The organism is Paenibacillus algorifonticola (assembly GCF_000971975.1).
In the GTDB taxonomy this organism is placed as follows: domain Bacteria; phylum Bacillota; class Bacilli; order Paenibacillales; family Paenibacillaceae; genus Pristimantibacillus; species Pristimantibacillus algorifonticola.
Map to the genome: position 1 here is coordinate 86741 of NZ_LAQO01000015.1, position 25013 is coordinate 111753.

Here is a 25013-nt window from a genome sequence, read left to right on the forward strand (position 1 = left end):
CACAGCTCGTTGAGCAGAAAGCAGGAACCTATGTCAAAACTTACGCAAACAAAAACGATGTCAGCCGGCGGGGACGACTTCTCGCTGAAAGCCATTCTGCCGCCGCTCGCGGCGATTGTTGTCGGCATGATCATGGTTATTCTGGACAGCACGGTCGTCAATAATGCTATTCCGAAACTCGTTGAATACTTCGACACCGATTTGAAGACGATCCAATGGACCGTCACGGGCTATACGCTGGCCTTATCCGCCGTTATCCCGCTTGCAGGCTGGATGAGTGATAAATTCGGCTCCAAGCAAATTTTCATGATTACAATCGCCCTGTTCACGATTGGCTCCGTTCTGTGCGGCATCGCGCAAACGCCGGAACAGCTGATCATTTACCGCATCATTCAAGGCTTGGGCGGCGGGATGGTTGGCCCGATCGGGATGACCATGGTGTTCAAGCTCGCTCCTCCAGAGCGCCGCGGATCCATCATGGGTGTACTCGGCATCCCCATGCTGATAGCACCGGCGTTCGGTCCGGTGCTATCCGGCTGGCTGGTCGATTCTGTCAGCTGGCACTGGATTTTCATCATCAATCTGCCGATCGGCATTATCGCCTTCATTCTCGGGTATAAATATTTGCCGAAATCCGACCGCCATGCGGCGCCGCATCTGGACCTCTTCGGCATGTGCCTCGCGCCGATTGCCTTCTCTATGCTGGCGTACGGCGTAAGCGAAGGCGGCACCAACTGGTCCTCGGCTTCGACGATCACGGGCTTGACCGTCGGCGGTATTGCGCTCATCCTCTTCATCTTCGTGGAACTGGCACAGAAGCAGCCGCTGCTGGAGCTGAAAGTGTTCAAGTCGTCCGACTTTACACGGAGCATCATCTTGACGTGGATCGTACAGCTCGGGCTGTTCGGTGCTATGCTGATCGTGCCGCTGTACCTGCAAGGCGTCATGCACTACACCGCGCTTGAAACGGGCTGGATCATGATGCCTTATGCGCTATGCGCAGGAATCGGCATGCCGGTCAGCGGCCGGCTGTTCGACAAGATCGGCGCGCGTCCGCTCGCCTTCGTCGGTCTTTCCGTCGTATCCATTTCCCTGTTCATCTTGTCCGGCATATCGGTGGATACCTCGCTGTGGGTTATCATCCTGTGCATGTGCATCATGGGTCTCGGCATGGGCTTCTCCATGATGCCGCTCAACACGCATGTCCTGAACTCTGCGCCTCGTCGTCTGGTGAGCCGCGTTACACCGCTGACAACAGCGGCTCAGCAAGTCGTCGTCTCGTTCGCAGTCGCGGGCCTGACGGGTTATCTGATGTCGCAAATCACTTCCCATGCCGCAAGCGCGGGAGCGGACGCAAATCCGCTGAACGCCGTCGTCGCGGGTTACGGCGATGCGTTCTTCCTGTCCGCGTGTCTCGCGACCGCGGGTGTCGCACTGTCGCTCCTGCTGCGTAAACCGAAGCAGCAGGAAGAAGACGGAACCGCCGGCGGGCACAATCCGGACCCGGCGATGATGGGTCACTAATCGCGAATCGGCTCCGATTCGCTCGTATGCAAATAGCCTTGGCCGTTAGTCGGCCAAGGCTCTATTTTTTGCTGATTATGTTAATCTGTACAGTAAGTCTTTACAAGGGCATGGGACTGTTCCGCGCTGGCTCGGCGCTGTGTGGCTTGTCGCAGGAAATGACACAGCTTATCTTCTTCCGCGCCATCAAGCAGGTTTACTGCATGAATTTATACAATTTTTAAAAAGTCACCGGAAGTCTAGTGCTTTAATCGTTTTATGAGATTAACCAATGAGGTTAACCAGCTTACACTGGTTAACCTCATTTTCAATATGGGGAAGCAAGCATCTAATCAATTTGGAGCACTGCTTTACCGGAAAACTTCCGCTCCATTAATTGTTGAGCAATCGTTCCAATATCCTTCCACGATGCCTCTACTTCGATTCTAGGTGCTAACTTGCCTTTTGAAACAAGCTCACCTAGTAATTTTAGTCCTGCCGAGTGTCAGGACCACGTTTTCAATCTTGTTAATATAAAACTTGCAATATGCAAATGTTTAGAGTATAAATAAAACAAGAGGTGAAGCAAGTGGAAAACCTGAGAGAGATTTTTCAAATCATGACTCGTCGTTTTGGATTATTGGATAAAAACTGCTGCACAGCAGGGGGAGTGGATATTTCTTTAGTTCAAAGCCATATTATTTATGAAATTGATCGCAAGCATAACCCCTCTATTCAGCAGGTAGCGGATTCGCTGGCAATAGACGTAACAACGTTTAGCCGTCAGGTTCAAAGCCTCGTGAAAATGGGATTAGTAAAAAAAACGCCGCTTCCCGAAGACCGTAGAATCCACATTTTAAATTTGACCACTGAAGGCAAATACATCGCAACGGTTATTGATGGTCAAATGAATGTATATTTAAAAGAGGTCTTTTCGCACATGTCTGAATTTGAGCAAGAAATGGTCATTAACTCGATCAAATTGCTTAACGAAAGCATGGCCAAATCCAGCGTATGCTGCACACCATTGGGATAAATATTTATCCCTTTAAAAATAATTAATACTTGCAAATTGCAAATAATATAGAGGAGGAAATAAAAATGATTAGAAGTATTCCTGTCAACCAAAAAAACCATTTGCCAGTCGCCATTATTGGAGCTGGACCGGTAGGTCTTGCAGCCGCCGCACATTTGATTTCTAAAGGAGAGTCCTTTCTACTGTTTGAAGCTGGGAACGAAGTCGGAGCCAATATTAAAAAATGGGCCCATGTTAAGCTATTTTCCCCGTGGCAATACAATATGGATAAGGCCGCTAAACATTTATTGCTTTCGGCTGGTTGGGTTGCCCCAGGCCTTACGGATATTCCTACAGGCAAAGAGCTGGTGGAGCAATACCTCAAGCCTTTCTCGGAGCTCCCTGAAATAAGTCCGTATATTCATTTAAATACGAAGGTAACGGCGATTAGCCGTAAAGGTTTAAGTAAAGTCAGAACATACGGTCGTGAAGAGCTTCCCTTTGTCATCTATGTCAATCAACAGGGTAAACAACTCGTTTTTGAGGCAAGAGCGGTTATTGATGCAACGGGAACATGGTCCAATCCGAATCCCATTCATTCGGACGGTGTTTTTACAGCTGAGGAACAATCCCTGAATAGCCAAATTAATTATGGCATACCTGACGTATTAGGTAAGGACAAAGCTCGCTACAACGGTAAAAAAGTGCTTGTAGTCGGGAGCGGGCATTCCGCCATTCATACACTGTTGGACCTGGCTGAGCTTCAAATCCAGGGAAATGAGACCGAAATGACATGGGCAATAAGGAAACAAAATTTGGACGATGTTTATGGCGGACGTGAGTTAGATGGATTGCCAGCCAGGGGCGAACTCGGCGTTCGAATTCAAAAGTTGGTGAAATCGGGAAGTGTGAAAGTGATGACCTCGTTTTATATTGAACAATTAAAACAGACGAATGGCAAAATCCAAGTGATCGGTACGGCTGGTTCAGAGAAAGCCTTTATTGATGGCGTCGACGAGATCGTGTGCAACACGGGCTCTCGTCCTGATTTATCATTTATCCGTGAAGTAAGAGTGATGACGGATCCGAGTCTGGAAAGTGTTTATGAGCTTGCGCCGCTAATTGATCCAAACGTTCATAGCTGCGGCACGGTTCGACCTCATGGAGAAAAGGAGCTTCGACAATCCGAAAAAGATTTTTATATCGTTGGCTCTAAAAGCTATGGGAGAGCTCCGACATTTTTAATGGCAACAGGGTATGAGCAGGTGAGATCGGTAGTGGCTGCATTAGTGGGGGATATGGAGTCCGCGCGTAAAGTCGAGCTGGAATTACCGGAGACAGGTGTTTGCAGTATTGGTGCCGGTAGCGGAAGAGGCGGTGGAGACAGCTGCTGCGAGCCTGTAAATATTGAGGCGCCAAAGGATACTTGCTGCGGCACAACAGCTAAACCCGAAACGACGACGTCATCAGATACGGAGGCTTGAAAATGACTAATGTTGTATATGATTCGATCATAATAGGTGGAGGCCAGTCTGGTTTAGCCGCGGCATATTACTTACAAAAAGCTAAGCTGAACTTTATGATATTGGAGAAAAGCTCAGAGCATTTGGGATCATGGGCAAACTATTATGACAGCTTAACTTTATTTTCGCCTGCAGCTTATTCTTCATTGCCGGGACTTAAGTTTCCAGGGGGAGGAAGTTACTATCCACACAGAGATGAAGTTGTTCAGTATTTAAAAACATATGCGGCTCATTTTAATTTTGAAGTCCAATATAATCAAGAGGTCATAAAGGTACAAAAAGATAATGGGATTTACATCATTAAAACCTCTAATGACGACGTTCTCCGTACGCGTTCAATCATTTGTGCAAGTGGAGCTTTTATTAAACCCAATATTCCGCACATCCCAGGGAGTGCTGATTATCAAGGGAAATTATTGCATTCCAAACAATACCGAAATGATGAGGCGTTTAGAAAGCAGCGGCTTATTGTTGTTGGAGGAGGGAACTCCGCCGTCCAGATCGCAGTGGAGCTGGCGAGGACGGCAAATGTGACGTTAGCTTCCAGAAGTCCCCTTAAATTCGTTCCCCAAATCATTGGAGGGAAAGATATTCATTTCTGGCTGACCATTACGGGATTAGACAAGTCAACTTGGGGGAAGCGTTTGTTGAAGAAAACTAGTGATGGCGTAATTGATAATGGCATTTATAAAAAAGCCGTTAATCAGAAGAAACCTGAAGCTAAACCTATGTTTAAAGCTTTTACAAGGGATGGTGTGGTTTGGGAGGATCATACGCAAGAAAAGATTGATGCTGTTATATTTGCAACCGGTTATGTTCCGAATTTTGATTATCTCGCCGCCGAACTAAATATATTGGATGAATCAGGAGCGCCTTTAAAGCAAACTTCTGAAAATATACATTTCGTAGGATTGCCCTGGCAAACGTCATTTTCTTCGGCTACGATTCGAGGCTCCGGAAGAGATGCAAAAGCGGTTGTTCGAGAGCTCATAAAAAAACTCTGACTTTACAAAAGCTTCATATATTCGCCGTTGATTATATAAGTTATTCATTATATGCTTATATTATGAAATGCAGTCACCAAGATAAATCGGGGGGGCAATATATGGAGCAAAAAATTCAAGATATGGCGGAATCCTATAAATTGTTAGCGGATAAAACACGGTTAACGATTATTGCTTTGTTAAAAGAAAAGGAGCTTTGTGTCTGTGATATAACCGAAATGATTGGGATGTCGCAACCAAACGCCAGTCAGCATCTTCGAAAGCTGAAAGCAGCAGGGCTGCTGAATGAAAAGAAAAAGGGGCAGTGGGTCTATTATTCATTAAACCCAGAAGCTGAAGCTTATGTACAATGCGTTTATGAATATTTGCCTTCCACGAAAGAAAAAATAGCGGGCTTGAAAAATAACAGCTGCGGTGTACAGGAGGAAGCATGACAGTCATTGCCGTTTTAATTTTTCTGCTTACCCTTACCTTTGTCATTTGGCAGCCGAAAGGATTAAGCATTGGTTGGTCGGCAACGGCCGGTGCTGTTCTGGCGCTCCTCTTTGGGGTTGTGAGCTTCGCTGATGTAGGCGCGGTTGCAGGGATTGTATGGAACGCAACCCTTGCCTTTGTAGCGATCATCTTGATTTCGCTGATCTTAGACGAAATTGGTCTTTTTGAATGGGCAGCACTGCATATGGCACGTCTGGCAAAAGGGAATGGCAAGCTTATGTTTGTGTATGTCATTCTGCTTGGGGCTGCTGTAGCTGCGCTTTTTGCAAACGATGGTGCCGCATTAATCATTACCCCGATCGTTCTTTCCATGGTGAGGGCTTTGAAATTTGAAGATAAAATGATTTTGCCTTTTATTATGGCGAGTGGGTTTATTGCAGATACAGCTTCTCTGCCTCTAGTTGTGAGTAATTTGGTTAATATCGTATCTGCTGATTACTTTGGAATCGGGTTTGTAGCGTATGCAAGCCGTATGATCGTTCCCAACTTCTTCTCGATTATGGCAAGTTTAATCGTGCTTTATCTGTTGTTTAGAAACAGCATTCCGAAAAATTACAATGTATCTCAATTAAAAAAGCCAGTCGATGCCATAAAGGATAAAGGGCTATTCAAGCTTTCTTGGATCATTTTATCTGTTTTACTGATTGCGTATTTCGGCAGCGAATTTTTCTCCATTCCGGTTTCAATTGTAGCAGGTATGGCGGCTATTGGATTTCTCATTGCAGCCCGTAAGAGTCCAGTCATCCATACGAAAAAGCTTATAAAGGGAGCCCCATGGACGGTCGTCCTTTTCTCCTTGGGCATGTATGTTGTGGTATACGGCTTGCGAAATGCGGGGCTGACGGATGCCCTTGGAGAGGTGATTCAGGCTGTTGCAGATAAAGGATTGTTTGCTGCAACGGTGGGAATGGGCTTCATTGCCGCGATTTTGTCTTCCTTTATGAATAACATGCCGACGGTCATGATCGATGCGTTAGCTATAAACGGAACGCAAACGGAAGGTATGCTCCGTGAAGCCTTAATTTACGCTAATGTGATTGGCTCTGATTTAGGACCGAAGATCACACCGATTGGTTCACTTGCCACTCTTCTATGGCTTCATGTGCTTTCGCGCAAAGATGTGAAAATTAGCTGGGGTTATTATTTTAAGATCGGTATTTTGTTAACTGTACCGACCCTATTTATTACGCTTGCGGGGTTGTCTGCATGGCTTTATTTCATCCATACAGTAAACATAAACGTCTGGATTTCCACTATTTTGGTGGCTGTCGTCATCTTGTTGATTACAGTAGTTTTGGTGAAATGGCTGGGCAAAAAAAACAAACCATCCATATTGAAAAGGGGATAAGAAAATGGAAAACAAACCACTCATTTATTTTTTGTGCACAGGAAACTCTTGCAGAAGCCAAATCGCCGATGGTTTTCTAAACTCACTTGGCGGGGAGAAATATGAAGTGAAAAGTGCGGGGCTTGAAGCACATGGGCTAAATCCTCGTGCCGTTCAAGTGATGAAAGAAGCGGGTGTTGATATTAGCAGCCATACTTCTGATGTCATTGACGCTGAAATTTTAAATCGTGCTGATTATGTTATTACCCTTTGTGGGCACGCTGACGAGCATTGTCCTGTCGTCTCCAATCCGAACGTGACCAAATGGCACTGGGGATTTGATGATCCGGCAAAAGCAACCGGAACAGAGGAAGAAATGATGTCTCAGTTCCGTATTGTTCGCGATTCGATTAAACATCGCATCGAACAATTCGTACAAGAAGGCAAGTAATTTAAACTTTTCTAAAGTGGAGTCATATATAATGAACGATCAGGTGTTCAGTTGAGAATAGCGTTTTTCTACAGGGAGGCAGCCTAATGAATAGAAGAGCTGTAGTTGCGGGAGCCACAGGCTTAATTGGTAAAGAGCTTGTCCAATTATTGCTTAACGATCCGGCGTACACCTCCATAACGTCGCTTGTTCGACGACGAACGGATATTGTGCATCCAAAGCTTATGGAGCAAGTCATCGACTTCGATCAATTGCAGCAAGTCGATGTACAACTGGACGGTGCAGATGTATTTTGCACACTTGGTACGACAATCAAGAAGGCTGGGAGCCAAGAGGCTTTTCGAAAAGTGGACTATCAATACCCGCTATCGCTCGGGCAATTGGCAAGCAGGCAAGGAGCAAAGCAGCTATTGCTTGTATCTGCAATAGGGGCCAATCCATCATCGCGAGCCTTCTATACTCGTGTGAAGGGGGAAGTAGAGGAAGCGCTGCGGAGCCTTGAGCTTCCGGCTTTGCATATTTTCCGCCCTTCTCTGCTGCTTGGCAAGCGGGAGGAATTCCGGTTCGGGGAACGAATCGCCGCATCGTTGTCTGGCTTGCTTTCTCCGCTGTTTTCGGGAGCGTTGAGAAAGTATGCCCCTGTCCAGGCCAGTTCTGTTGCCAAAGCTATGATTTTTGCAGCGAAAAGCAATCAGGCAGGCAATCATATTCATGAAAATGAACAGCTCGTAAAGTTAGAGCAGGAAAAATAAAACAGCTGTAACCTAGGACGTTATTTTCAGGTCCGAGGCTACAGCTGTTTCTTTATTCGAAGGCTGTCCTATGGTTGACTTAGCAGAGTGCTTGGATAATAATTTAGGTCCTTCACGCTGCCAGATGTTCATAAAGGCTTTGACTACGTCGGGATCGAATTGTGTTCCTGCATTTTTCTGAATTTCCGCTACTGCATATTCAACATCGAGCTCCCCTCTGTACACCCTCTTAGAGGTCATCGCATCGAACGTATCCGCAACGGCCATAATTCTAGCTGCAATCGGAATTTCATTATGTCCAATGCGGCTCGGGTAGCCTCGTCCGTCAAATCTTTCATGATGATGAAGAATCATATCCAGAATGCCGGACCGTTTAAGATGGGAGATATGACTTAACATTTCATAACCCGTAAGAGGATGCTCCTTAATAATTTCAAACTCTCCGTCCGTTAATCTTGATGGTTTGAGGAGAATATGCTCGGGCACGCCGATCTTCCCAATGTCATGAAGGATTCCGCCAATATAAATGCGTTCGCACGCTAGCTTGGACAGGTTCATTTCTTCGGCGATTTTCTTCGAGTAATAAGCCACGTTATCCGAGTGATCGGCCGTATAATGATCTCTTGAATCCAAGGCTTTAGCTAATGTAAAGGTAAGCTGAAGTGTGTTTTGCTTCTGTTTGATGTAATACAGAATCATAAACGAGATGGATGAGGAAGTCAGGAAATACGTAACGATCAAGGTGAAGACTCTCAAGAGGAATTCATCATGAATGAGAAAAACCGCCTGCTGCTCCAAATTAACTCTAAAGAAAACGATGAGAACGACGAGTGCGCTTCGAATCCAGGTTTCCTTCCAAAAAGAAAGACCGACCAGTAAGCTTAGCATTAAATAAGCGAACTGGAACAATATATAATTGTCAAAAGCAAGGTCAGCCGCAATAACAGCAAACAATGCGATTCCGAATAAGGAGCGGCTAGTATATTTACTGAGAATAAAGATTTCCGCATGATTAGCGATGTAGTTTTTCATAGGACTGATGACCTCTGCAATTCATTCGATTCATTTCTAAATTATGTATTTAGACTATATCACATTCTAATGCATGACCTCCATAAAGAATATATGAATTTATGCTCGGTCGTATACGTATTCATCACTTAGCCGAAAACGTCTTCTGATTTTCGTTATGAATTCTAATCAGAACGATAGATATCCAATCGCTGTTGCGTAGGAGTGATCTGTAATTACCTTTATGATAGAAATATCGAGGAGGGATGCAGATTGTACGCTAAGCTTTATAAGTATCGATGGCAATATTTAATGATTTTACCGGGCGTGGTCCTGCTGTTACTTTTCAACTATATCCCTATGGCAGGGATACAGGTTGCATTCCGGGATTTCCAAATCGGAACATCCATATGGAATAGTGCATGGGTTGGTTTTGATAATTTTTCCTTTATCCAAGACCCTCAGTTTTTGACCGTAGTCAAAAATACACTCTATATATCGGTGTTAAAATTTTTCTTCGGCTTTCCGGCGCCGATCCTGCTGGCCCTGCTGATTAATGAAGTGACGCGGCCGGTGTTCAAGCGATTCGTGCAATCGGTCAGCTACCTGCCCCATTTCTTTTCATGGATTGTAGTGGCCTATATTCTTCAATCCTTTTTGACACTCGACAGTGGTCTGGTCAACCAGTTTATAAACCAAGCGGGTGGGGACTCCATCTTCTTCTTGGGATCGACGGAATGGTTCCGGCCCATGGTGGTGCTAAGCGGCTTGTGGAAAGAAACAGGATGGAACACAATTCTTTATTTGGCGGCCATTACGACGATTGATCCCCAGCTCTATGAATCCGCCAAGGTCGAGGGCGCAGGCAAGCTTTCGCAAATCCGCCACATTACAATTCCGGGTATGCTGCCGACGATAACGATTGTGCTGATCTTGAGCATTCCAAGCTTGATCACCGTAGGCATGGATCAAATTTATCCACTGATGAATTCGGCTAACCAGGAAGTTGCTGACGTGCTGGATACGTATATTTTACGCAGCGGCTTGCAGCAAGGCTACTTTGGCATGGCTACCGCGGTTGGTTTGCTCTCCTCTATTATCAGTCTGGTTTTAGTCGTAGGGACGAATCAGTTTTCAAGAAAAATAAACGGCGAAGGATTATGGTGATGGCGTATGAAGATGAGCAAAGGTGAAAATATTGCCCAATACGTCATCGTAGCGTTGCTCGGTCTGCTGTGTATATCCGTGCTTTATCCGTTTTTGTATATGCTGGCCATATCCTTGAATGACGGAGCGGATGCCGCCAAGGGCGGGGTATATTTATGGCCGCGGAATTTCACACTTATTAATTATGAAATCGTTCTTGGCAATGAGATTATTCGTAATTCTTATCTGATAACGATTGGAAGGACCGTCATCGGAACGGTTGGCGGACTGCTCGTTACGCTGCTTGTGGCGTATGGCTTGTCCTACCGTGGACTTCCTTTTAGAAGCACCATTCTCGGCTATATTCTGATTACGATGTTATTTAGCGGCGGCCTAGTTCCGTACTACATTCAGCTGAACAATCTAGGCTTGATAAATACGTTCTGGGTGTATGTCCTGCCGGGCCTATTCTCCGTCTGGAACATGTTTGTCATGCTGAAATTTATTCAGGGCATACCAGAGGCGCTGGTTGAATCCGCTGAATTGGATGGTGCGGGCCCGCTTCGGATTTTAATGCAGATGATTATTCCACTGTCCAAGCCGATGCTGGCTGCGCTAGGCTTGTTCACGGCGGTTGGCCATTGGAATGATTGGTTCGCGGGCGCCTTCTTCGTTACGAAGCAGGAATTGATACCCGTTCAAACGTTTCTGCAGCAGCTGCTGGCTGCGTCGGATTTGTCCGCTGTACTTGGCTCGAACACCAATCAGGAGGCGCTGGCGAGAAGCTCGCAGCTTCAGAATATTACGCTGATGTCGATTAAAATGGCCGTTGTGATGGTCAGTGCGATTCCTATTCTTTGCGTGTATCCATTTTTGCAGAAATACTTTGTCAAAGGAGTCCTTGTGGGCTCGGTCAAAGGCTGATTCTTCGGGTATTAGAGCAACATTTATATACCGATATGAAGTACAATCTTGTATAGGGGGAGTATGACAGTGAAATCTAAAAAGCGTTTCTTAACGGCATTAACCGTTGCCGTATCGCTGACAGTAATGGCGGGTTGTTCTAATTCCGGAACCAATCAGCCAAGCAGCACCGATACGGGCAGCGCGGCGGCTAGCGGTTCAACCTCGTTCAATCTGTGGCTTGGATGGACAGCAACAACGAATAATGACAGCTTGGTCCAGAAGTATTGGCGCGAGAAAGAGCCTGGTGTCGATGTTAAGCTGGAAACGACACAGGGCGATGCAATGACAGCGCTTAATTTGAAAATTAACACAGGCGGCTTTGAAGACGCGGCTATTTTTGGCCGAAATGAAACGGTTAAGAGCGCCATGAACCGTTCTAAACAGCTGATGTCTTTAGAGCAGTATTTCGATATGCCGGATAAGTATCCGGGACTGGCTTCGATTCCGAAGCAGTATCTCGAATTGATGAAGGATGCAGATGGACATATATGGTCGATTCCGACATGGTTTGACCAAAACCCCGACGATCCATGGCCAGGCTGGGCATCGCAAGGATGGACAGTCAGAACGGATGTGCTGGAAAGCGTTGGCATGACCACAGCTGATTTGGCTACAATAGAAGGGGTAGAGGCGTTTCTGAAAAAAGCGGCTGAGCAAAAGGATGCGTCAGGCAAATCGCTGCTTCCCCTGTCGTTTCTGATGGATACGAATGATACGCTGAGCTGGAGCGATGAGAACGCCATCCTCACCGCCTATGGCGTAACGACGGGCGGCAGAGGAGTGGAGCAAAGAGGCGACGATTTTGTATTCGCTTACGATGATCCGAACTTTAAGGCTGCGTACGAGTGGATGAATAAGATGTACCTCGCCAAGCTGATTGATCCAGAGGTCGTTACCAATAAAAAAGAACAGTATAATGAAAAGAATAAATCGGGACGTGTCGCCCTGAATGCAGGAAGCTTCTGGAATATTCCGACTTCCACATGGGAGACGCTGGACGGTCCTACGGAGCCAGGATGGTTTTATGAAGTGGTTCCTTTCCCTAAAGTTCAAGGCGTAGAGAAGGTTGGCATCAACCAGGTCGTCAATCCGAATCCGGGTTATGATGTGTATATCAGCTCAAACACAAAAAATCTGGAAGCGATTTTAAAGTTTTTTGACTACACGCTGCAGCCGAAGCCTGAACAACAGCATGTGATCAATGAAGGACCAGTTGGACTGTACTGGAATTGGGTTGACCAGCCGTTAGGCAAATGGCAGTTCACGGATGAAGCCTATAAAACAAGCCGGAATTCGGGTGACGCTGCCCAGAAAGCGAAGGTTACGCCGGAGCTGTATATGGCTGCATCCTACAGTAACGAATGGTACCCATGGTGGAATACAGCAGATGGCGGGAAGGCAGGAGCGGCCAAAACGATCCAATTCACAGAGGCCATTGGCAAAATGGGAAGTATCCGCGTTGCCGAGCCGTATGATTTGATTGAAATGAAGGCTGGCGGTCTATGGGAGAAATATTCACCGGAAATCGAGAATATTCGCAAGGAATATAGAGCCAAGCTGCTGATGGCCAAAGATAGCGGCCAATTTGAGACGGAATGGACGAAGTTCCAAGAAGCTCTTGAGAAACGCGGCCACTGGAGCGAGGTAAAGCAGGAATGGCTTGCCTCTTACAATGAGCAAGTAAAAGCGGGCAAATAAAATGAAAAATTGGCGGAGCATCCCTTCCTATTAGGAAGGGGGCTCCCTTTGCGGTTCATGGAGGAGTGGCAGATGAGGCTGAGACAACGTTTAGAGCAATGGATCATTCGTATGACCCGCTCCATGAGTATGAGGAAGAAAATTGTATTGTTTTATGGTGTCATTGTGTTTCTTCCGACCGTCCTGCTGGCCATCGGTGCAGGCTATATGACGCTGCATATTGTTCGTGGCAACTATATGCTCACCATTAAAGAGGCGGTTCGCCAGAGCGCGCAAAGCATTGAATTCCGCAAGCAAAGCTATGATCTGCTTGCTACGCGAACAGCGACTGACGGTGAACTGGTTTCCAGATTGTCGCGAGACTATCAGGACATTTCCGAACAGTATGCGACCGTTCAATATGTGGATCGAGCTTTCTTATTTACGAGCAAATATTTGCCCGGAATCGAAAATTTCAGAATTTACCACACGAACGACACGCTTGTGCAGGACGGCGGGCTTCTGTGGAAACCGGGGAAGCAGCGTACTCTTTCGGGCCTAATCGAACAGGATTGGTATGAAGGGAGACTTCGCTCGCCAGATAACCTAGCTTGGACTAATGCTTTGGACGATAAAACCCGGCTGGTTGTTTCTCACAAAATTTTAAACCCGTACGGGGACGTCTATGGGATCGTCTATCTACGGCTTAATTATAATGAAGTGTTTGCTGAATCGTTCGATCATCCGTTTGACGGTGCGGGGGAAATGTTCATCGTAGACAGCGATGAGCAGATTATTGCCTCATCAGAGTCCAATGAGATCGGCAGCCGCTTGTCCGAATCCTCTTTAAGCGAGTATTGGAGCAGTCCGGAAGGAACGGCGGTAACCGTTGATGGCATGGTGTTAATCAGGCAGAAAATCAAATCAGGTTGGACGGTTGCCGCGCTTGTACATCTTGATCGGCTGGAGGAGCAGTCCAAACGAATTTTCTACTATATAGTTGGCGGAATCGCTTTTTTTCTCTTACTGTCCACTTTCCTTATTATGGTCGTGCTCAAAAACGTCATCTGGCGGATACGCAAGCTAGGAACCCGCATGATGGATATTTCCGAAGGCTATTTTGAAGCGACGGTGAGGAACCGGGACAGCGATGAGCTGGGTGAGCTAGAGGTTCTGTTTAATTCCATGTCTGGACGCCTCAGAAAGCTGGTGGAAGAGCATGCAGAGGTTATTTTAAAAGAACGCGAGCAGTCCTTCAAAGCGCTGCAGGCACAGATCAATCCGCATTTTATTTATAATTCTTTAAGTCTGATCCGCTGGCGTGCCATGGACGTGAAGGATGAGATCCAAATTCGGACAATCGATGCTCTGACAACCTTTTATCGGCTTGCACTCAATAACCGCGTTAATGTGACTCGAATTCGTGATGAGCTTGAGCATCTAAAGGCTTATGTCGAAATCCAGCAGCTGCGTTATCCCGATCAAGTGCTCGTAGAATGGCAGGTGGAGGCTGATGTTCTTGATTTGTATACGATTAAGCTCATTTTGCAGCCCATTGTGGAAAACTGCTATTTGCATGGCGGTATTACAACAAGAAAGGGTGCCTTTATACAGATCATGATTAGCAAAACCGAGGATGCCATTCAGTTCCAGATTTTTGATAATGGGAAGGGCATCGAGCGCGAGAAGCTGGAGCTCATAAAGACGGGCAGCTATATCGGTACCAAAAACGGATTCGGAATGAACAATATACGCGATCGGCTGGCGTTATATTTCGGCCAAGAAGGGCGTTTTGAAATAGACAGCATGGAAAATGAGTGGACGGCTGTGACCATTCATATTCCCATATGCAAGGAAGCTCCTGAAATTAAAAAGGGGGATGGAGCATGATGCAAGCACTGATCGTCGATGACGAGCCGATGCAGATTCAGGGACTAGTCCGTCATATTGACTGGGAAGCGCTAGGGTATGAGCAGCCACTGACCGCTCAATCGGGTGAGGAGGCCATGGCCATACTGGCAGCCACTCATGTGGATGTGTTGATCACGGACGTGTCGATGCCAGGGATGACAGGCATTGAACTGCTGGCCAAGTGCAAGTCGGACTATCCGAAACTACAGGCTATGCAAACGGTGATGATAAGCGGTTACGACGAATTCGAATTTGTCCAGGAAGCGATTCATCTGGGGGCGAAGGCCTATGTTCTCAAGCCGATTAAGACGGATGAACTGGAAGCGAAGCTTGCGGCATTTCGGGATTCGCTTGAAAAGAAGAACCACATTGAGCAGGAGACGAGCAAGCTCAGAGAGAAAATGACAGAAAGCTATGAAGTTCTGCAGGAGCATTACGTCAAGGATCTGATAGAAGGGTCGATTCAGAGTGACGAGCTGCTAGAATCCTGGTGCCGCCTGCTCGATTTGCCGTCAGAGAATTGGCAAGCCACGCTGTTCCTGTTCGGCTATGACCGTCTGTTTTTGTCCAATCCGCACGATGCCAAGGAGCGAATTATGCTCAGCGAAGGGCTCATAAAATGTGTCAAAATGGGCCTGTCCGAGTTTGCGGGCACGTATATCGGAAAAACAGGGGCGGACGAGGTGGCGGTCATTCTATTGAATGCCTCTCCTGCTGACCGTGTGAAGCTGGAGAAGCAGCTTTCTTTTATCCAGGATATTCTCAAGGAGCAGTACAACGCTTCCGTTACAGTCGGAGTCAGTAGGGAATGCCAGACTTGGTCAGAGATTCCGCTGTTATATAAAGAAATAAAGCATATGATGGCGAGCGCCAGAATGGCCGGATACGGGCAAATTTTGTATTTCGACCACGTTGAGATGAACGAATACCATGATTTTCGGTTGTACGAAGAATATTTTCCCGAGATCTTAAAGCTGCTCGATAGCGGGGAGAGTGAGAAAGCCGTCGTCTATTTCAACCATGCGTACGAAATGCTGCTTGCACAGAAGCCCGTATCCTTCTCCTATGTACAGGCGTTTGGCATGGGGTTAATCAGTGAACTGATCCGCAAATTGAAGCGAACGAAGGAAACGGATGCCGAAATGAACATTCTCATGTGGCAGAGGATGATTGACTGTACAGATGTGGAGGAAATAAGAACGGTCGTAATGGCATTTCTCGCCCAGTATATCCAGTTGAAGCAGAAGGAGCAGACCGTTCAGCAGCACAACCTGATCCAGAGGGTAGCCCGCTATCTTGAGGAGCATCTGGAGGCTAACGTAACGGTGAAGCAGCTTGCTGAGCAGTTTCATCTGAACTCCAGCTATTTGAGCGTGCTATTCAAAAAAGAAATGGGCAGAACGATATCTGATTTTGTCCAAGAGGCGCGTATGAACAAGGCCAAGGAGCTGCTCCGGGACCCGAACATCAAGGTATACGAAGTGTCGGAGCAGGTTGGATTTCAAACGGCGGCCTACTTCACGTTTTTATTCAAGAAGCTGACTGGAACGACCCCGCAGGAATTCAGAGATTATTATTATGAGGAGTGATATTTTGCTGACCAAAATGAACCTAGAGGGCGAATGGAAGCTGCAGCTGGATGAGGGCAAGAGCGGCTTGTCGCTGCCGTTTACAGATTCCATTACGCTGCCCGGAACGACATCATACGCCCGTAAAGGGCCGAGAAATGAAGCGAAATTAGTAGGGGCCTTGACCGATGAGTATTCGTTCGAAGGCTATGCTTGGTATTCGAAAGAGATAGACATTCCTGATGCGCTTGCTGGAAAAGCTTGTTTTCTCTATTTGGAAAGAACGAGAATGACGACGGTATGGGTGGGCGGCCGCGAGGTCGGCTCGCGAGATAGCTTGAACACGCCACATCTTTACGAATTGACGGGACTGCTTCAGAGCGGCCCACAGACGATTACCGTCCGTGTCGACAATACGGATTATCCAACGAAGGGAGGCCATATGACTTCTCCTGATACACAGACAAATTGGAACGGGATTACAGGCAGCATCGAGCTTCAATTCTATAGCGAAGCGTACCTGACCGATATCCAGCTCTATCCGAATTTGTCCGCGCGCTCTGTGAAAATAGAAGCCAATCTGCAAGGAGAGCTCAAGGGCAGCATAGCCATATCAGCAGCCAGTTGGAACGCTGAAACCGTGCATACGGTGGCGGAGGAGGAGTACAGCCTCACCTCGCGTGATATTTCTATTGAATATTCACTTGGTCATGACGCGCTGCTATGGAGCGAAGCTAATCCCCATTTGTATATGGTGAGCATTTGTGTGAAAGATGAGACAGGCGAGATCGTTGACCAGCACGAGCTGTCCTTCGGCCTGCGGGAATTTAAGACGGACAGAGATAAATTTACAATCAACGGTGACAGAACCTATCTGCGCGGCAAGCATGATGGATTGATTTTTCCTCTGACTGGATACGCTCCGACCGATGTCGAGGAATGGCTTCGCATTCTCGGTATTTCCAAATCCTACGGCATAAATCATTATCGTTTTCATACTTGTTGTCCGCCTGAAGCCGCGTTTACCGCAGCGGACATGCTAGGTATTTACATGGAACCGGAGCTGCCTTTCTGGGGGACGATCACCGAAGCAGCGGATGAGCGCCATAATCAAGCGGAGCAGGACTATTTGATCAGCGAGGGTTATGCCATCCTGAAGGCATTCGGCAATCATCCGTCCTTTGTCATGATGTCGCTGGGCAATGAGCTGTGGGGCAGCAGAGCCAAAATCGATTCGATTTTGAAAGCCTATAAAGCGTTCGACAGCAGGCATCTGTATACACAGGGCTCCAATAACCATCAATTTTCGCCTGCTGTTCTTGAACATGACGATTTCTTCTGCGGGGTGCGTTTCTCGAAGGATCGGCTGTTTAGAGGCTCTTATGCGATGTGCGATGCGCCGCTGGGCCATGTTCAGACCGATCTTCCAGGAACGTTAAAGGATTATGACGATCAGATTGTGCCGCCAGATTTTCATCGCAACGAGGGCACGTCTGGAGAAGCTGGAGGCGTCATTCAAATTCAGTACGGAACGGAAGCAAAGGCCGTACAGCTCGGCGACGCCTCGGAGGAATGGATTCCCCATATTCCAGTCGTGTCTCATGAGATTGGACAGTATGCGACGTATCCGAATTATAGTGAGATAGAGAAGTATGCAGGCCCGCTGAAAGCTGAAAATTTCATTATTTTTCAGGAGCGTCTAAAGGAGAAAGGGCTAGATCATTTGGCCGCCAAATATTTTGAGAGCTCGGGGCAGCTGGCAGTGGCCTGTTATAAGGAAGAGCTGGAAGCCGCTTTTCGTTCCAGAAAGCTCGCAGGTTTTCAATTGCTCGATCTTCAGGATTTCAGCGGACAAGGAACAGCGCTAGTGGGCATACTTGATGCCTTTATGGATTCCAAAGGGCTGATTACGCCTGAAGAATGGCGTACCTTCTGCAGTGATGCCGTCCTTATGGCGAGGTTCCCCAAATACAACTATACGTCGCATGAACGCTTCGAGGCTCATGTGGAATTATGCTCGTATAGAAATCAACTGCCTGGATTGATCAAGCTTGAGTGGGAGCTGGCTGATGGCCATGTGACACTGGTGGCCGGTACGGCTGAGGTAGCGCTGACGGAGGAGCAGAATTATACTGATATTTGCGATCTGGTCATCGATATGCCCGCTGTCGACGCGATGACCAAAGCCGTGCTTTCCCTGCGAATTTTGGAAACGGATATCCGAAAGTCATACGATCTCTGGATTTATCCGCAGCATGTTGAAGCGAATCTGTCTAAAGTCCATCGTTTTGAGTCGCTTTCGGCCGAGGCTATCGCTTTATTGGAGCAAGGAGAGAAGGTATGGCTAATGCCGAATCCGGAATGTATTAACCATGCAATCGAAGGCTTCTATAGTACGGACTTCTGGTGCTATCCGATGTTCCGCTCCATCTCGGAGAGCATGAACCGTCCGGTTCCCGTCGGCACGATGGGGCTTCTCATAGACAACAGCCATCCTGTCTTCCGGGATTTTCCCTGCGAGCCGCATTCTACTTATCCTTGGTGGAGCATTGTCTCTCATTCAAAGTCAATCATTATGGACGGAACGAGCAGGGAATGGAGCCCTATCGTACAGACCATCGACAATTTTGAGCGCAACCACAAATTAGGCTTTCTGTTCGAGTGCCGCGTAGGAAAAGGGAAGCTGCTTATTTGTTCGCTCGACGCGGATAAAGCTCTAGAAACACCGGAAGGAAAACAATTTCTGTCCAGTGTGATTAAATATATGGAATCTGATCAGTTCAAGCCCCAGTACGAAGCCAGCGTTTCAGAGCTGCTGGAGCTTATTCAATAAGTCGGCCGCCTTTTTCAGTTAACGGGAAAGTACTGTTCAATGCAAACAGATGAAGAGCACTCAACTGGAAAAATAGCTCTGCAATGGTTAACCGCTTGCGTTCTCGGGAATCGCAAGCGGTTATTTTTCTTACCCGCGAAGACCGTCGCACAGGATCGACACGACGCGGTCCGGAAAACTCCCGCCGTCCCCGGCTGCCTGCAGGATGCCGCTAAGCAGCATTTTGATATCCTCAAGGCGAGCATCAGCCCGAACGGAGCCGCTTTGCTTTGCACGGGCGAGCAGATTGTCGATTCCTTGCCAAAAATCCCTCGCAACCTCCGAACGTCCAGCTTCTATATTCAGACTGCTGACAAGGGCGTCGGTGATCGCCTTGTTTGCAATTCCCTCGCGTATAATGGTTGCAAAATAATGAAAGAACGCTTCGCCCGGATTGTCGTGGTAAAGCAGTTGATTTGCTTCTTCCATAAGCCGCGCCTTGTGGCTGACAATGACGGCTCCAAACAAATCTTCCTTGGTCGGGAAATGCCGATAGACGGTTCCCACGCCTACACCAGCACGCCTTGCGATTTCATCCATCGAGACGGCGATGCCTTCGGTCGTAAAAACCCTATGGGCGACATCGAGCAGCTTATCCCGATTCTTTTTGGCATCTGCACGCAATGCCTTCTCGGGAGGCGTGGCAACGAAGGACACCGTAGTGTCAACGTCTCCCGCTGAAATATTCTTTTTAGACATTTTGGAATAACACCTCTTTATAAATATTACATCACTAGCGATTCATTGACAAACGGAGAATGTTCTCCGTATAATTATAAACGGAATAAGTTCTCCGTTTATGGCGTGGAGGCGATTTGCGAACGATGCAAGTGGACACTAGATGAAAAGGAGATTAAAACATATGCAAAATTCACCGAGCAAAAGCGCGCTGTTAGTCATGGATATGCAAAACAGCGTTGTGTCGCGGTTCGTAGCTGGCGAGGAGGCACTGCTTCCGTTCCAAAAAGCTATTGAAGCCGCTCGTAGTCACGCTATTCCCGTTATTTACGTACGTGTCGCCTTTCGCGCAGGTTATCCCGAGATTAGTGCCAGAAACAAAATGTTCGGGGGGATTGCCAGTCGGTCCGGAGCCGTGGCGGCTCCAGAAGCGATGATGCAAATTCATGAATCCGTGCAGCCTCGACAAGGCGAGCCGATTGTGACGAAGGTTCGAGTGAGCGCATTCGCTGGAAGTGACCTTGAGGTCATCCTTCGCTCCCGTCAGATCGACACGCTCATTCTCAGCGGTATCGCCACAAGCGGAGTCGTTCTATCGACTTTACGGGAAGCAGCAGATAAAGACTTTGCCATTACAGTGCTTTCCGACGCCTGTATCGACGCCGACCCTGAGGTGCATCGCGTTCTAACCGAGAAGGTGTTTCCCCAACAGGCCGAGGTGGTACCTGTCGACGTGTGGTTATCAAGGCTGTGAACCACTCAATACATGTAGGTGCTAAGATAAGTACATGCCAAATGAAAGGAAGATCGAATTTAACGGTTAAGACCGAGAAAATGCTAGGAAACTGACCCGTTTGTTGAATCAAGACTTAGAGACGGAGCATGTCAAACGGATTGAACTCCTCAAACAGCTTTTCGGCTCAACAGAGGAAAATATCTATATCGAACCGACGTTTCGCTGTGATTGAACGAGTCTCCAGGGCGGAGTTTGGAAAGCCTGTAACTCTAACAATGTTGTCGTAGGTGGCAATCCTGCAAAAGTCATTAAAAACATAGACATTTAAGCAGTTCCTCAAAGAAAACCACTCCATTTTGAAGTGAAGTGCACCCCTTATAGTAGACATTGGAAAAACACCTTGGTGTTTAAACCGATGAATACAATAGGGGGTGCTTTGCGTTATGGCAAAGAAGGGGCAGAAATTCGTCACATACAGCTTCCCTAGCGTATCTTAAGTAAGGGCAAGTTTTGATATAATGGCCGAGGAGGGTGAAGAACATGCACACGATAGAGAGCTTAATGAAGCAATTAGAGCAGCTGGGCATTGACAGCAAAGGGACGTTGCTCGTCCATTCTTCGATGAAAAGTATGGGACCTGTCGAGGGTGGCGCGGACACAGTCTTGGATGCGTTCACAGCCTATATGAAGGATGGGCTGCTGGTGTTACCCACCCATACGTGGTCCTATATAAATGCGGATAATCCGAGATTTTACGTTGATCGGTCACCTTCCTGCGTCGGGATACTACCCGAACTTTTTCGCAAACGGCCTGATGTGGTTCGTTCGTTGCACCCCACTCATTCGGTGGCAGCATTAGGTCGAGATGCAATAGAGCTCACAAACGACGATCATCGTTTCGATACGCCATGCGCTAGAGGCTCCGCTTGGGGGAAGATGCTTGACCGAAGGGCGACCCTATTGTTAGTTGGGGTCGATTTAAGGCGCAACACATTTATTCATGGAGTCGAAGAATGGGTGGACATACCGGGCAGGCTAACGGATGACCATGAGATGCTTTACACGGTTTTACCCGATGGAACAGAAATTTCAGTACCTTCCCGCAGACATTGTGGGTTGTCGTGGTCGCAGCATTTTTGGAAAGTAGATGATGTCCTTGAAAGTGAAGGTGCGATGCACAAGGGGCGGCTTGGCGATGCCGTTGTAAGGGTTTGTGATGCGGCTGCGGTGGCGAAAGTAATAACTGAAATGCTCAAGGACAATCCGGAGTTGTTTTCGGATAATAATCCCTTGGATCATTAATATCAAAGTCATTGGCAATACAAAGGAATGGATTAAGAAATCGGTCAGCCGTTGGTTAGACTGCCATCGTATGGGCTAGCTCACTCTCTTTACTGTATGATAAGATATGGTTAATTTAACCAACACATTTTAGTAAAGAATTATTTTTTAAAGGTTCATTTAAGGAATATACTATTTCTGTGATATCGTAGTTGTCGAATCAAAAAAGGAGAAGATTTGTGAGCCCATCAGCATGGTATGATCTCTTTTTATTCCTCCTGTTGTTTGCTTTATATGTTTATGTTTTTGCTACCGTTAGGATTACAAACTTACATAAAGTTTACTTCTTATTTCATTTTTTTATGATGCTTTGGCCACTGTGTCAATTTGCCATAGATCTGACTGATGATCCGCGGTTACAGTTGTTTGATGTGACCATGTCTTTTGTCGCACTCTCTATGTTGGGGAGCGGTTGGCTTCTTCTTACCGTCTTTCTTACTGGAAATGCTGATAAATTAGGAAAAAAAAGATTATTCCTGTTGTTTGCGCCAGCAGTTATTGCAGCAGTTGGTGTGATCATGAACCCGTTTAATCTTTTTGTAGCTCCGCTGGGGGGCGGTTACGTCGATAGAGCATACGGCACATGGTTCTGGATGGTGATCGTTATTCTATTGAGCTACTTTTTTGCTTCCCTCTCTGTTTTGTTTGGGGCATTGAATTCTTCCAAAACGTCACCAATGATAAAAAAACAAGTGAAAATAACGCTGTGGGGAATATTCGTGCTGGCCACTTTTGCAAGTATTGACGCACTTCTTAATGTGGTTCTAAGGGAGTCGCTACCGATCATTCCAGGATTGACTTCTCTGGGAATTTTTCTTTCAGCTCTATTTTTCGTATATGTCATTAAAAAATACAATGTGTTTGATCTTGTTTCCATCGCTCATGAGGATGTGATCAATACGATTCCATATGGAATACTTGTACTAGATGAGAATGAATCCATTATTGAAGTCAACAAAGCTTTACGATTGTTTATAGATCTAAATGTAGGTGACTATTTTGATATGGAGACGTTTCTTGGGTCTGTTCGTGTAGAGGGCAGTAGCAAGAAGTTTCTGAGTCATTATAAGCAAAAAGAAAATACCTTGTCTCAAATTGAAATCATCGCCCAGCGCGACATCGAGCGTCATTTTATACTACAAGCTTCTCCGATTGTTGATTCTTACCCAATGCAAATCGGTCATATCATTACGTTTCAGGATGTCTCACAAGAGCGCTTTTTTGTTAAAGAAATGAATCGGCAAAATGAGATCCTTCAGGAACGCAATCATTCACTTGATCGCATTCGTAATGAGCTATCCACAGCCAATCGAAAGCTTGAAGAATTAGTTCTTACTGACAGTTTAACAAACTGCTACAATCGCCGTTATTTGACTCAACAGCTGACTCATGAGGTCATAACCAATATTCAATATAAAATTCCGTTTTCACTCATCCTTTTTGATATTGATTACTTTAAAGCGATCAATGACCGCTATGGACATGTAATAGGGGATGAAGTTCTTTATCGTACGGCTCAAGCAGTCAAACAATCCATTCGTGGTACCGATATTCTAGCTCGATATGGTGGGGAGGAGTTCATGATCTACCTTCCGCATACAGAACGCCAGTTAGCTGAACAATTAGCGGAACGAGTGAGATTAGCGGTAGAGTCGAACCACATTTTAGTGGATCATGAAATCGAACAGGTTTCTATAACTGTAAGTGTGGGGGGGTTATCCATTGAGGATTTTGATCATGAACATGTACCGGACAATCCAGAAGGGTATTTAATCCAACTTTTTGCTGCAGTAGATAAGGCCCTTTATCAAGCCAAGCAAAATGGACGCAATCGGATCGAGTTTGCAGACTTCCAGAATGTTTCGTTTGCTAAGATGAAGTAATTGTATTGAAGAATCGTTTCATTCATAAGGATACATAAAAAAATCCCACCCACTGGGCAGGATTTTAGATTAAATTTAAGCATTAACTGTCTCAGGTCTCTTTAATTGCAGTGGAGGTGGAATTAGCCAGCCTTTTTCTTTACTCATCTTGAGTATTTTAACGCCTAATGCTGTTTTAGTGATATGGTATTTAGCAAATAAAGCTCCGATATCTTCTCTTATGGATTGACCCATGACTTGACTACAAGCTACTAATCCCGCTGAGGTGTCGGCTGCAATTTTAGCAGCTATTTCAGGATCAGTAAATCTTGCACCTACCGGGATATCTTCGAGTTTTACAGTTGGTCTTTCAGGCATCATAGGTGCTGGAGCAATCCCGTTATCCGTAAGCAAAGTATCTAATTCTTTACATTCAAGCTCAGCTTGATCAATGAGAGCGTCCAGCACCTTTTTAAGATCCTTGTCACCGGCGTGGTTTGAATATGCTTGGTAGCAAGATACAGCACCTTTGGCCACCGTTGAGGCTTGCCATACACTAAAGATTTCACCATAGTGCATAGGCTCATCTTTTGAATTACCGCTTAAAATTCCCATTTAATTATGCTCCTTTTATTCTCAATTTTGACTGGTTTATTATGTCCATGAGTATTTAAATAAATGTATGGTCTGATGTGAAATGAATAACACCCCCTGTTACGGAGGTGTTAGTGTGTATGTGCATACAGGTTCTAAAGCTTATGCATGGTCACGATCACGTTGGCGATTTCTCGCTCCAGCTAAACCAATTAGACCTAAAAGGCCAAGCCAACCCCAATCGAAACCATCATCATCTGTTGTTGCGTTGGTTCTGTAATTGTTTGCATTCATCGTTGTTCCGTTATTGGAACGATCCATGTTATCTGCAGATGCAGGTATAGCAGAATACATCATCAAACATCCGATGAAGCAAATTAATAAAATTACTTTTCTCATTCACAAGCCCCTTTCCTAATTAGAATTTCAACCGAGTTTATTTTTTGCTGCAAAACACATATTTATACACAAAAATTTAACCGGCAGGATAGTTCCAAATCAATTGCGGGGAACCGTATCACAAGTAGGGCGAAATTTGGGCCTTAACCGTTTGCGCTCTCGGGAGTCGCAAGCGGTTATTT

At 46.3% G+C, this 25013-nt stretch carries 21 protein-coding genes and 1 pseudogene; 18 read left to right on the forward strand and 4 right to left on the reverse strand.

All coding sequences use genetic code 11. From position 1 onward, the window contains the following. Nucleotides 1-30 precede the first annotated feature (30 nt). From WH37_RS19775 to WH37_RS19810, 8 genes are all read left to right on the forward strand, one after another. Entirely contained in the window at nucleotides 31-1524 is a 1494-nt protein-coding gene (locus WH37_RS19775; protein ID WP_046232354.1) for an MDR family MFS transporter, read from the forward strand. Nucleotides 1525-2092: 568 nt separating this feature from the next. Next, nucleotides 2093-2539 carry a MarR family winged helix-turn-helix transcriptional regulator gene (locus tag WH37_RS19780; RefSeq protein WP_046232355.1) on the forward strand — a complete coding sequence of 149 codons (447 nt, stop codon included), beginning with the start codon at nucleotides 2093-2095 and terminating at the stop codon, nucleotides 2537-2539. Nucleotides 2540-2604: 65 nt separating this feature from the next. Further along, nucleotides 2605-4002, forward strand: coding sequence for an NAD(P)-binding domain-containing protein (locus tag WH37_RS19785; protein ID WP_063838031.1), 1398 nt, complete (start codon nucleotides 2605-2607; stop codon nucleotides 4000-4002). A gap of 2 nt (nucleotides 4003-4004) precedes the next feature. Further along, complete coding sequence (locus WH37_RS19790; RefSeq protein WP_046232356.1) at nucleotides 4005-5045, forward strand: flavin-containing monooxygenase; 1041 nt, start codon at nucleotides 4005-4007, stop codon at nucleotides 5043-5045. Nucleotides 5046-5146: 101 nt separating this feature from the next. Next, complete coding sequence (locus tag WH37_RS19795; protein ID WP_046232357.1) at nucleotides 5147-5479, forward strand: ArsR/SmtB family transcription factor; 333 nt, start codon at nucleotides 5147-5149, stop codon at nucleotides 5477-5479. After that, nucleotides 5476-6888 carry an arsenic transporter gene (locus WH37_RS19800; RefSeq protein WP_082110915.1) on the forward strand — a complete coding sequence of 471 codons (1413 nt, stop codon included), beginning with the start codon at nucleotides 5476-5478 and terminating at the stop codon, nucleotides 6886-6888. Before WH37_RS19795 ends, WH37_RS19800 begins: the two co-directional genes overlap by 4 nt. A 4-nt stretch (nucleotides 6889-6892) precedes the next feature. Then, on the forward strand, nucleotides 6893-7318 hold the full coding sequence (gene arsC / locus WH37_RS19805) for an arsenate reductase (thioredoxin) (RefSeq protein ID WP_046232358.1): 426 nt from the start codon (nucleotides 6893-6895) through the stop codon (nucleotides 7316-7318). An 86-nt stretch (nucleotides 7319-7404) separates the two neighbouring features. Then, nucleotides 7405-8070, forward strand: a complete 666-nt coding sequence (locus WH37_RS19810; protein WP_046232359.1) for an NAD(P)H-binding protein — start codon at nucleotides 7405-7407, stop codon at nucleotides 8068-8070. Nucleotides 8071-8082: 12 nt separating this feature from the next. On the opposite strand, the gene WH37_RS19815 is transcribed toward WH37_RS19810, so the two are convergent. Further along, complete coding sequence (locus WH37_RS19815; RefSeq protein WP_052737090.1) at nucleotides 8083-9102, reverse strand: HD-GYP domain-containing protein; 1020 nt, start codon at nucleotides 9100-9102, stop codon at nucleotides 8083-8085. 252 nt (nucleotides 9103-9354) lie between these two features. Between WH37_RS19815 and WH37_RS19820 the strand changes: the two genes are divergently transcribed. The 6 genes from WH37_RS19820 (at nucleotide 9355) to WH37_RS19845 (ending at nucleotide 19182) form a co-directional block, all read left to right on the forward strand. Next, nucleotides 9355-10248 carry an ABC transporter permease gene (locus WH37_RS19820; protein ID WP_046232360.1) on the forward strand — a complete coding sequence of 298 codons (894 nt, stop codon included), beginning with the start codon at nucleotides 9355-9357 and terminating at the stop codon, nucleotides 10246-10248. A gap of 6 nt (nucleotides 10249-10254) precedes the next feature. Beyond that, a complete protein-coding gene (locus WH37_RS19825; protein WP_046232361.1) occupies nucleotides 10255-11151 on the forward strand; it encodes a carbohydrate ABC transporter permease in 897 nt (298 codons plus the stop codon). A gap of 69 nt (nucleotides 11152-11220) precedes the next feature. Next, nucleotides 11221-12891 carry a type 2 periplasmic-binding domain-containing protein gene (locus WH37_RS19830; protein ID WP_231594293.1) on the forward strand — a complete coding sequence of 557 codons (1671 nt, stop codon included), beginning with the start codon at nucleotides 11221-11223 and terminating at the stop codon, nucleotides 12889-12891. A 72-nt stretch (nucleotides 12892-12963) separates the two neighbouring features. Then, the gene (locus tag WH37_RS19835; protein ID WP_046232363.1) at nucleotides 12964-14760 is read left to right on the forward strand and encodes a cache domain-containing sensor histidine kinase; all 1797 of its coding nucleotides are present in this window, start codon (nucleotides 12964-12966) and stop codon (nucleotides 14758-14760) included. Continuing rightward, entirely contained in the window at nucleotides 14757-16370 is a 1614-nt protein-coding gene (locus WH37_RS19840; RefSeq protein WP_231594294.1) for a response regulator, read from the forward strand. The genes WH37_RS19835 and WH37_RS19840 overlap by 4 nt, the downstream gene beginning before the upstream one ends. Before the next feature lie 4 nt (nucleotides 16371-16374). After that, the gene (locus tag WH37_RS19845; protein ID WP_143088578.1) at nucleotides 16375-19182 is read left to right on the forward strand and encodes a glycoside hydrolase family 2 TIM barrel-domain containing protein; all 2808 of its coding nucleotides are present in this window, start codon (nucleotides 16375-16377) and stop codon (nucleotides 19180-19182) included. 129 nt (nucleotides 19183-19311) lie between these two features. On the opposite strand, the gene WH37_RS19850 is transcribed toward WH37_RS19845, so the two are convergent. After that, entirely contained in the window at nucleotides 19312-19920 is a 609-nt protein-coding gene (locus tag WH37_RS19850) for a TetR/AcrR family transcriptional regulator (RefSeq protein ID WP_052737091.1), read from the reverse strand. A 163-nt stretch (nucleotides 19921-20083) separates the two neighbouring features. Here WH37_RS19850 and WH37_RS19855 point away from each other — a divergent pair, with 163 nt between their 5' ends. The 4 genes and pseudogenes from WH37_RS19855 (at nucleotide 20084) to WH37_RS19865 (ending at nucleotide 23859) form a co-directional block, all read left to right on the forward strand. Further along, on the forward strand, nucleotides 20084-20653 hold the full coding sequence (locus tag WH37_RS19855) for a cysteine hydrolase family protein (RefSeq protein ID WP_046232365.1): 570 nt from the start codon (nucleotides 20084-20086) through the stop codon (nucleotides 20651-20653). A 70-nt stretch (nucleotides 20654-20723) separates the two neighbouring features. Further along, nucleotides 20724-20864, forward strand: a pseudogene (locus tag WH37_RS34870) (maltose acetyltransferase domain-containing protein); the annotation flags it as partial. Nucleotides 20865-21175: 311 nt separating this feature from the next. Further along, nucleotides 21176-21937, forward strand: a complete 762-nt coding sequence (locus tag WH37_RS19860; protein ID WP_046232366.1) for an AAC(3) family N-acetyltransferase — start codon at nucleotides 21176-21178, stop codon at nucleotides 21935-21937. A gap of 218 nt (nucleotides 21938-22155) precedes the next feature. Beyond that, nucleotides 22156-23859 carry a GGDEF domain-containing protein gene (locus tag WH37_RS19865; protein WP_046232367.1) on the forward strand — a complete coding sequence of 568 codons (1704 nt, stop codon included), beginning with the start codon at nucleotides 22156-22158 and terminating at the stop codon, nucleotides 23857-23859. 75 nt (nucleotides 23860-23934) lie between these two features. Here WH37_RS19865 and WH37_RS19870 read toward each other — a convergent pair whose 3' ends face one another. Then, the gene (locus WH37_RS19870) at nucleotides 23935-24453 is read right to left on the reverse strand and encodes a DUF3231 family protein (RefSeq protein WP_046232368.1); all 519 of its coding nucleotides are present in this window, start codon (nucleotides 24451-24453) and stop codon (nucleotides 23935-23937) included. A gap of 141 nt (nucleotides 24454-24594) precedes the next feature. Next, entirely contained in the window at nucleotides 24595-24831 is a 237-nt protein-coding gene (locus WH37_RS19875; protein WP_046232369.1) for a WGxxGxxG family protein, read from the reverse strand. Between the last annotated feature and the right edge of the window lie 182 nt (nucleotides 24832-25013).

Coding starts and splice junctions, on each gene's coding strand:
- WH37_RS19815 (WP_052737090.1), bottom strand. CDS start 9,102: ATGAAAAACTACATCGCTAATCATGCGGAAATCTTTATTCTCAGTAAA.
- WH37_RS19785 (WP_063838031.1), top strand. CDS start 2,605: ATGATTAGAAGTATTCCTGTCAACCAAAAAAACCATTTGCCAGTCGCC.
- WH37_RS19850 (WP_052737091.1), bottom strand. CDS start 19,920: ATGTCTAAAAAGAATATTTCAGCGGGAGACGTTGACACTACGGTGTCC.
- WH37_RS19775 (WP_046232354.1), top strand. CDS start 31: ATGTCAAAACTTACGCAAACAAAAACGATGTCAGCCGGCGGGGACGAC.
- WH37_RS19835 (WP_046232363.1), top strand. CDS start 12,964: ATGAGGCTGAGACAACGTTTAGAGCAATGGATCATTCGTATGACCCGC.
- arsC (WP_046232358.1), top strand. CDS start 6,893: ATGGAAAACAAACCACTCATTTATTTTTTGTGCACAGGAAACTCTTGC.
- WH37_RS19810 (WP_046232359.1), top strand. CDS start 7,405: ATGAATAGAAGAGCTGTAGTTGCGGGAGCCACAGGCTTAATTGGTAAA.
- WH37_RS19800 (WP_082110915.1), top strand. CDS start 5,476: ATGACAGTCATTGCCGTTTTAATTTTTCTGCTTACCCTTACCTTTGTC.
- WH37_RS19795 (WP_046232357.1), top strand. CDS start 5,147: ATGGAGCAAAAAATTCAAGATATGGCGGAATCCTATAAATTGTTAGCG.
- WH37_RS19870 (WP_046232368.1), bottom strand. CDS start 24,453: ATGGGAATTTTAAGCGGTAATTCAAAAGATGAGCCTATGCACTATGGT.
- WH37_RS19855 (WP_046232365.1), top strand. CDS start 20,084: ATGCAAAATTCACCGAGCAAAAGCGCGCTGTTAGTCATGGATATGCAA.
- WH37_RS19790 (WP_046232356.1), top strand. CDS start 4,005: ATGACTAATGTTGTATATGATTCGATCATAATAGGTGGAGGCCAGTCT.
- WH37_RS19825 (WP_046232361.1), top strand. CDS start 10,255: ATGAAGATGAGCAAAGGTGAAAATATTGCCCAATACGTCATCGTAGCG.
- WH37_RS19840 (WP_231594294.1), top strand. CDS start 14,757: ATGATGCAAGCACTGATCGTCGATGACGAGCCGATGCAGATTCAGGGA.
- WH37_RS19860 (WP_046232366.1), top strand. CDS start 21,176: ATGCACACGATAGAGAGCTTAATGAAGCAATTAGAGCAGCTGGGCATT.
- WH37_RS19875 (WP_046232369.1), bottom strand. CDS start 24,831: ATGAGAAAAGTAATTTTATTAATTTGCTTCATCGGATGTTTGATGATG.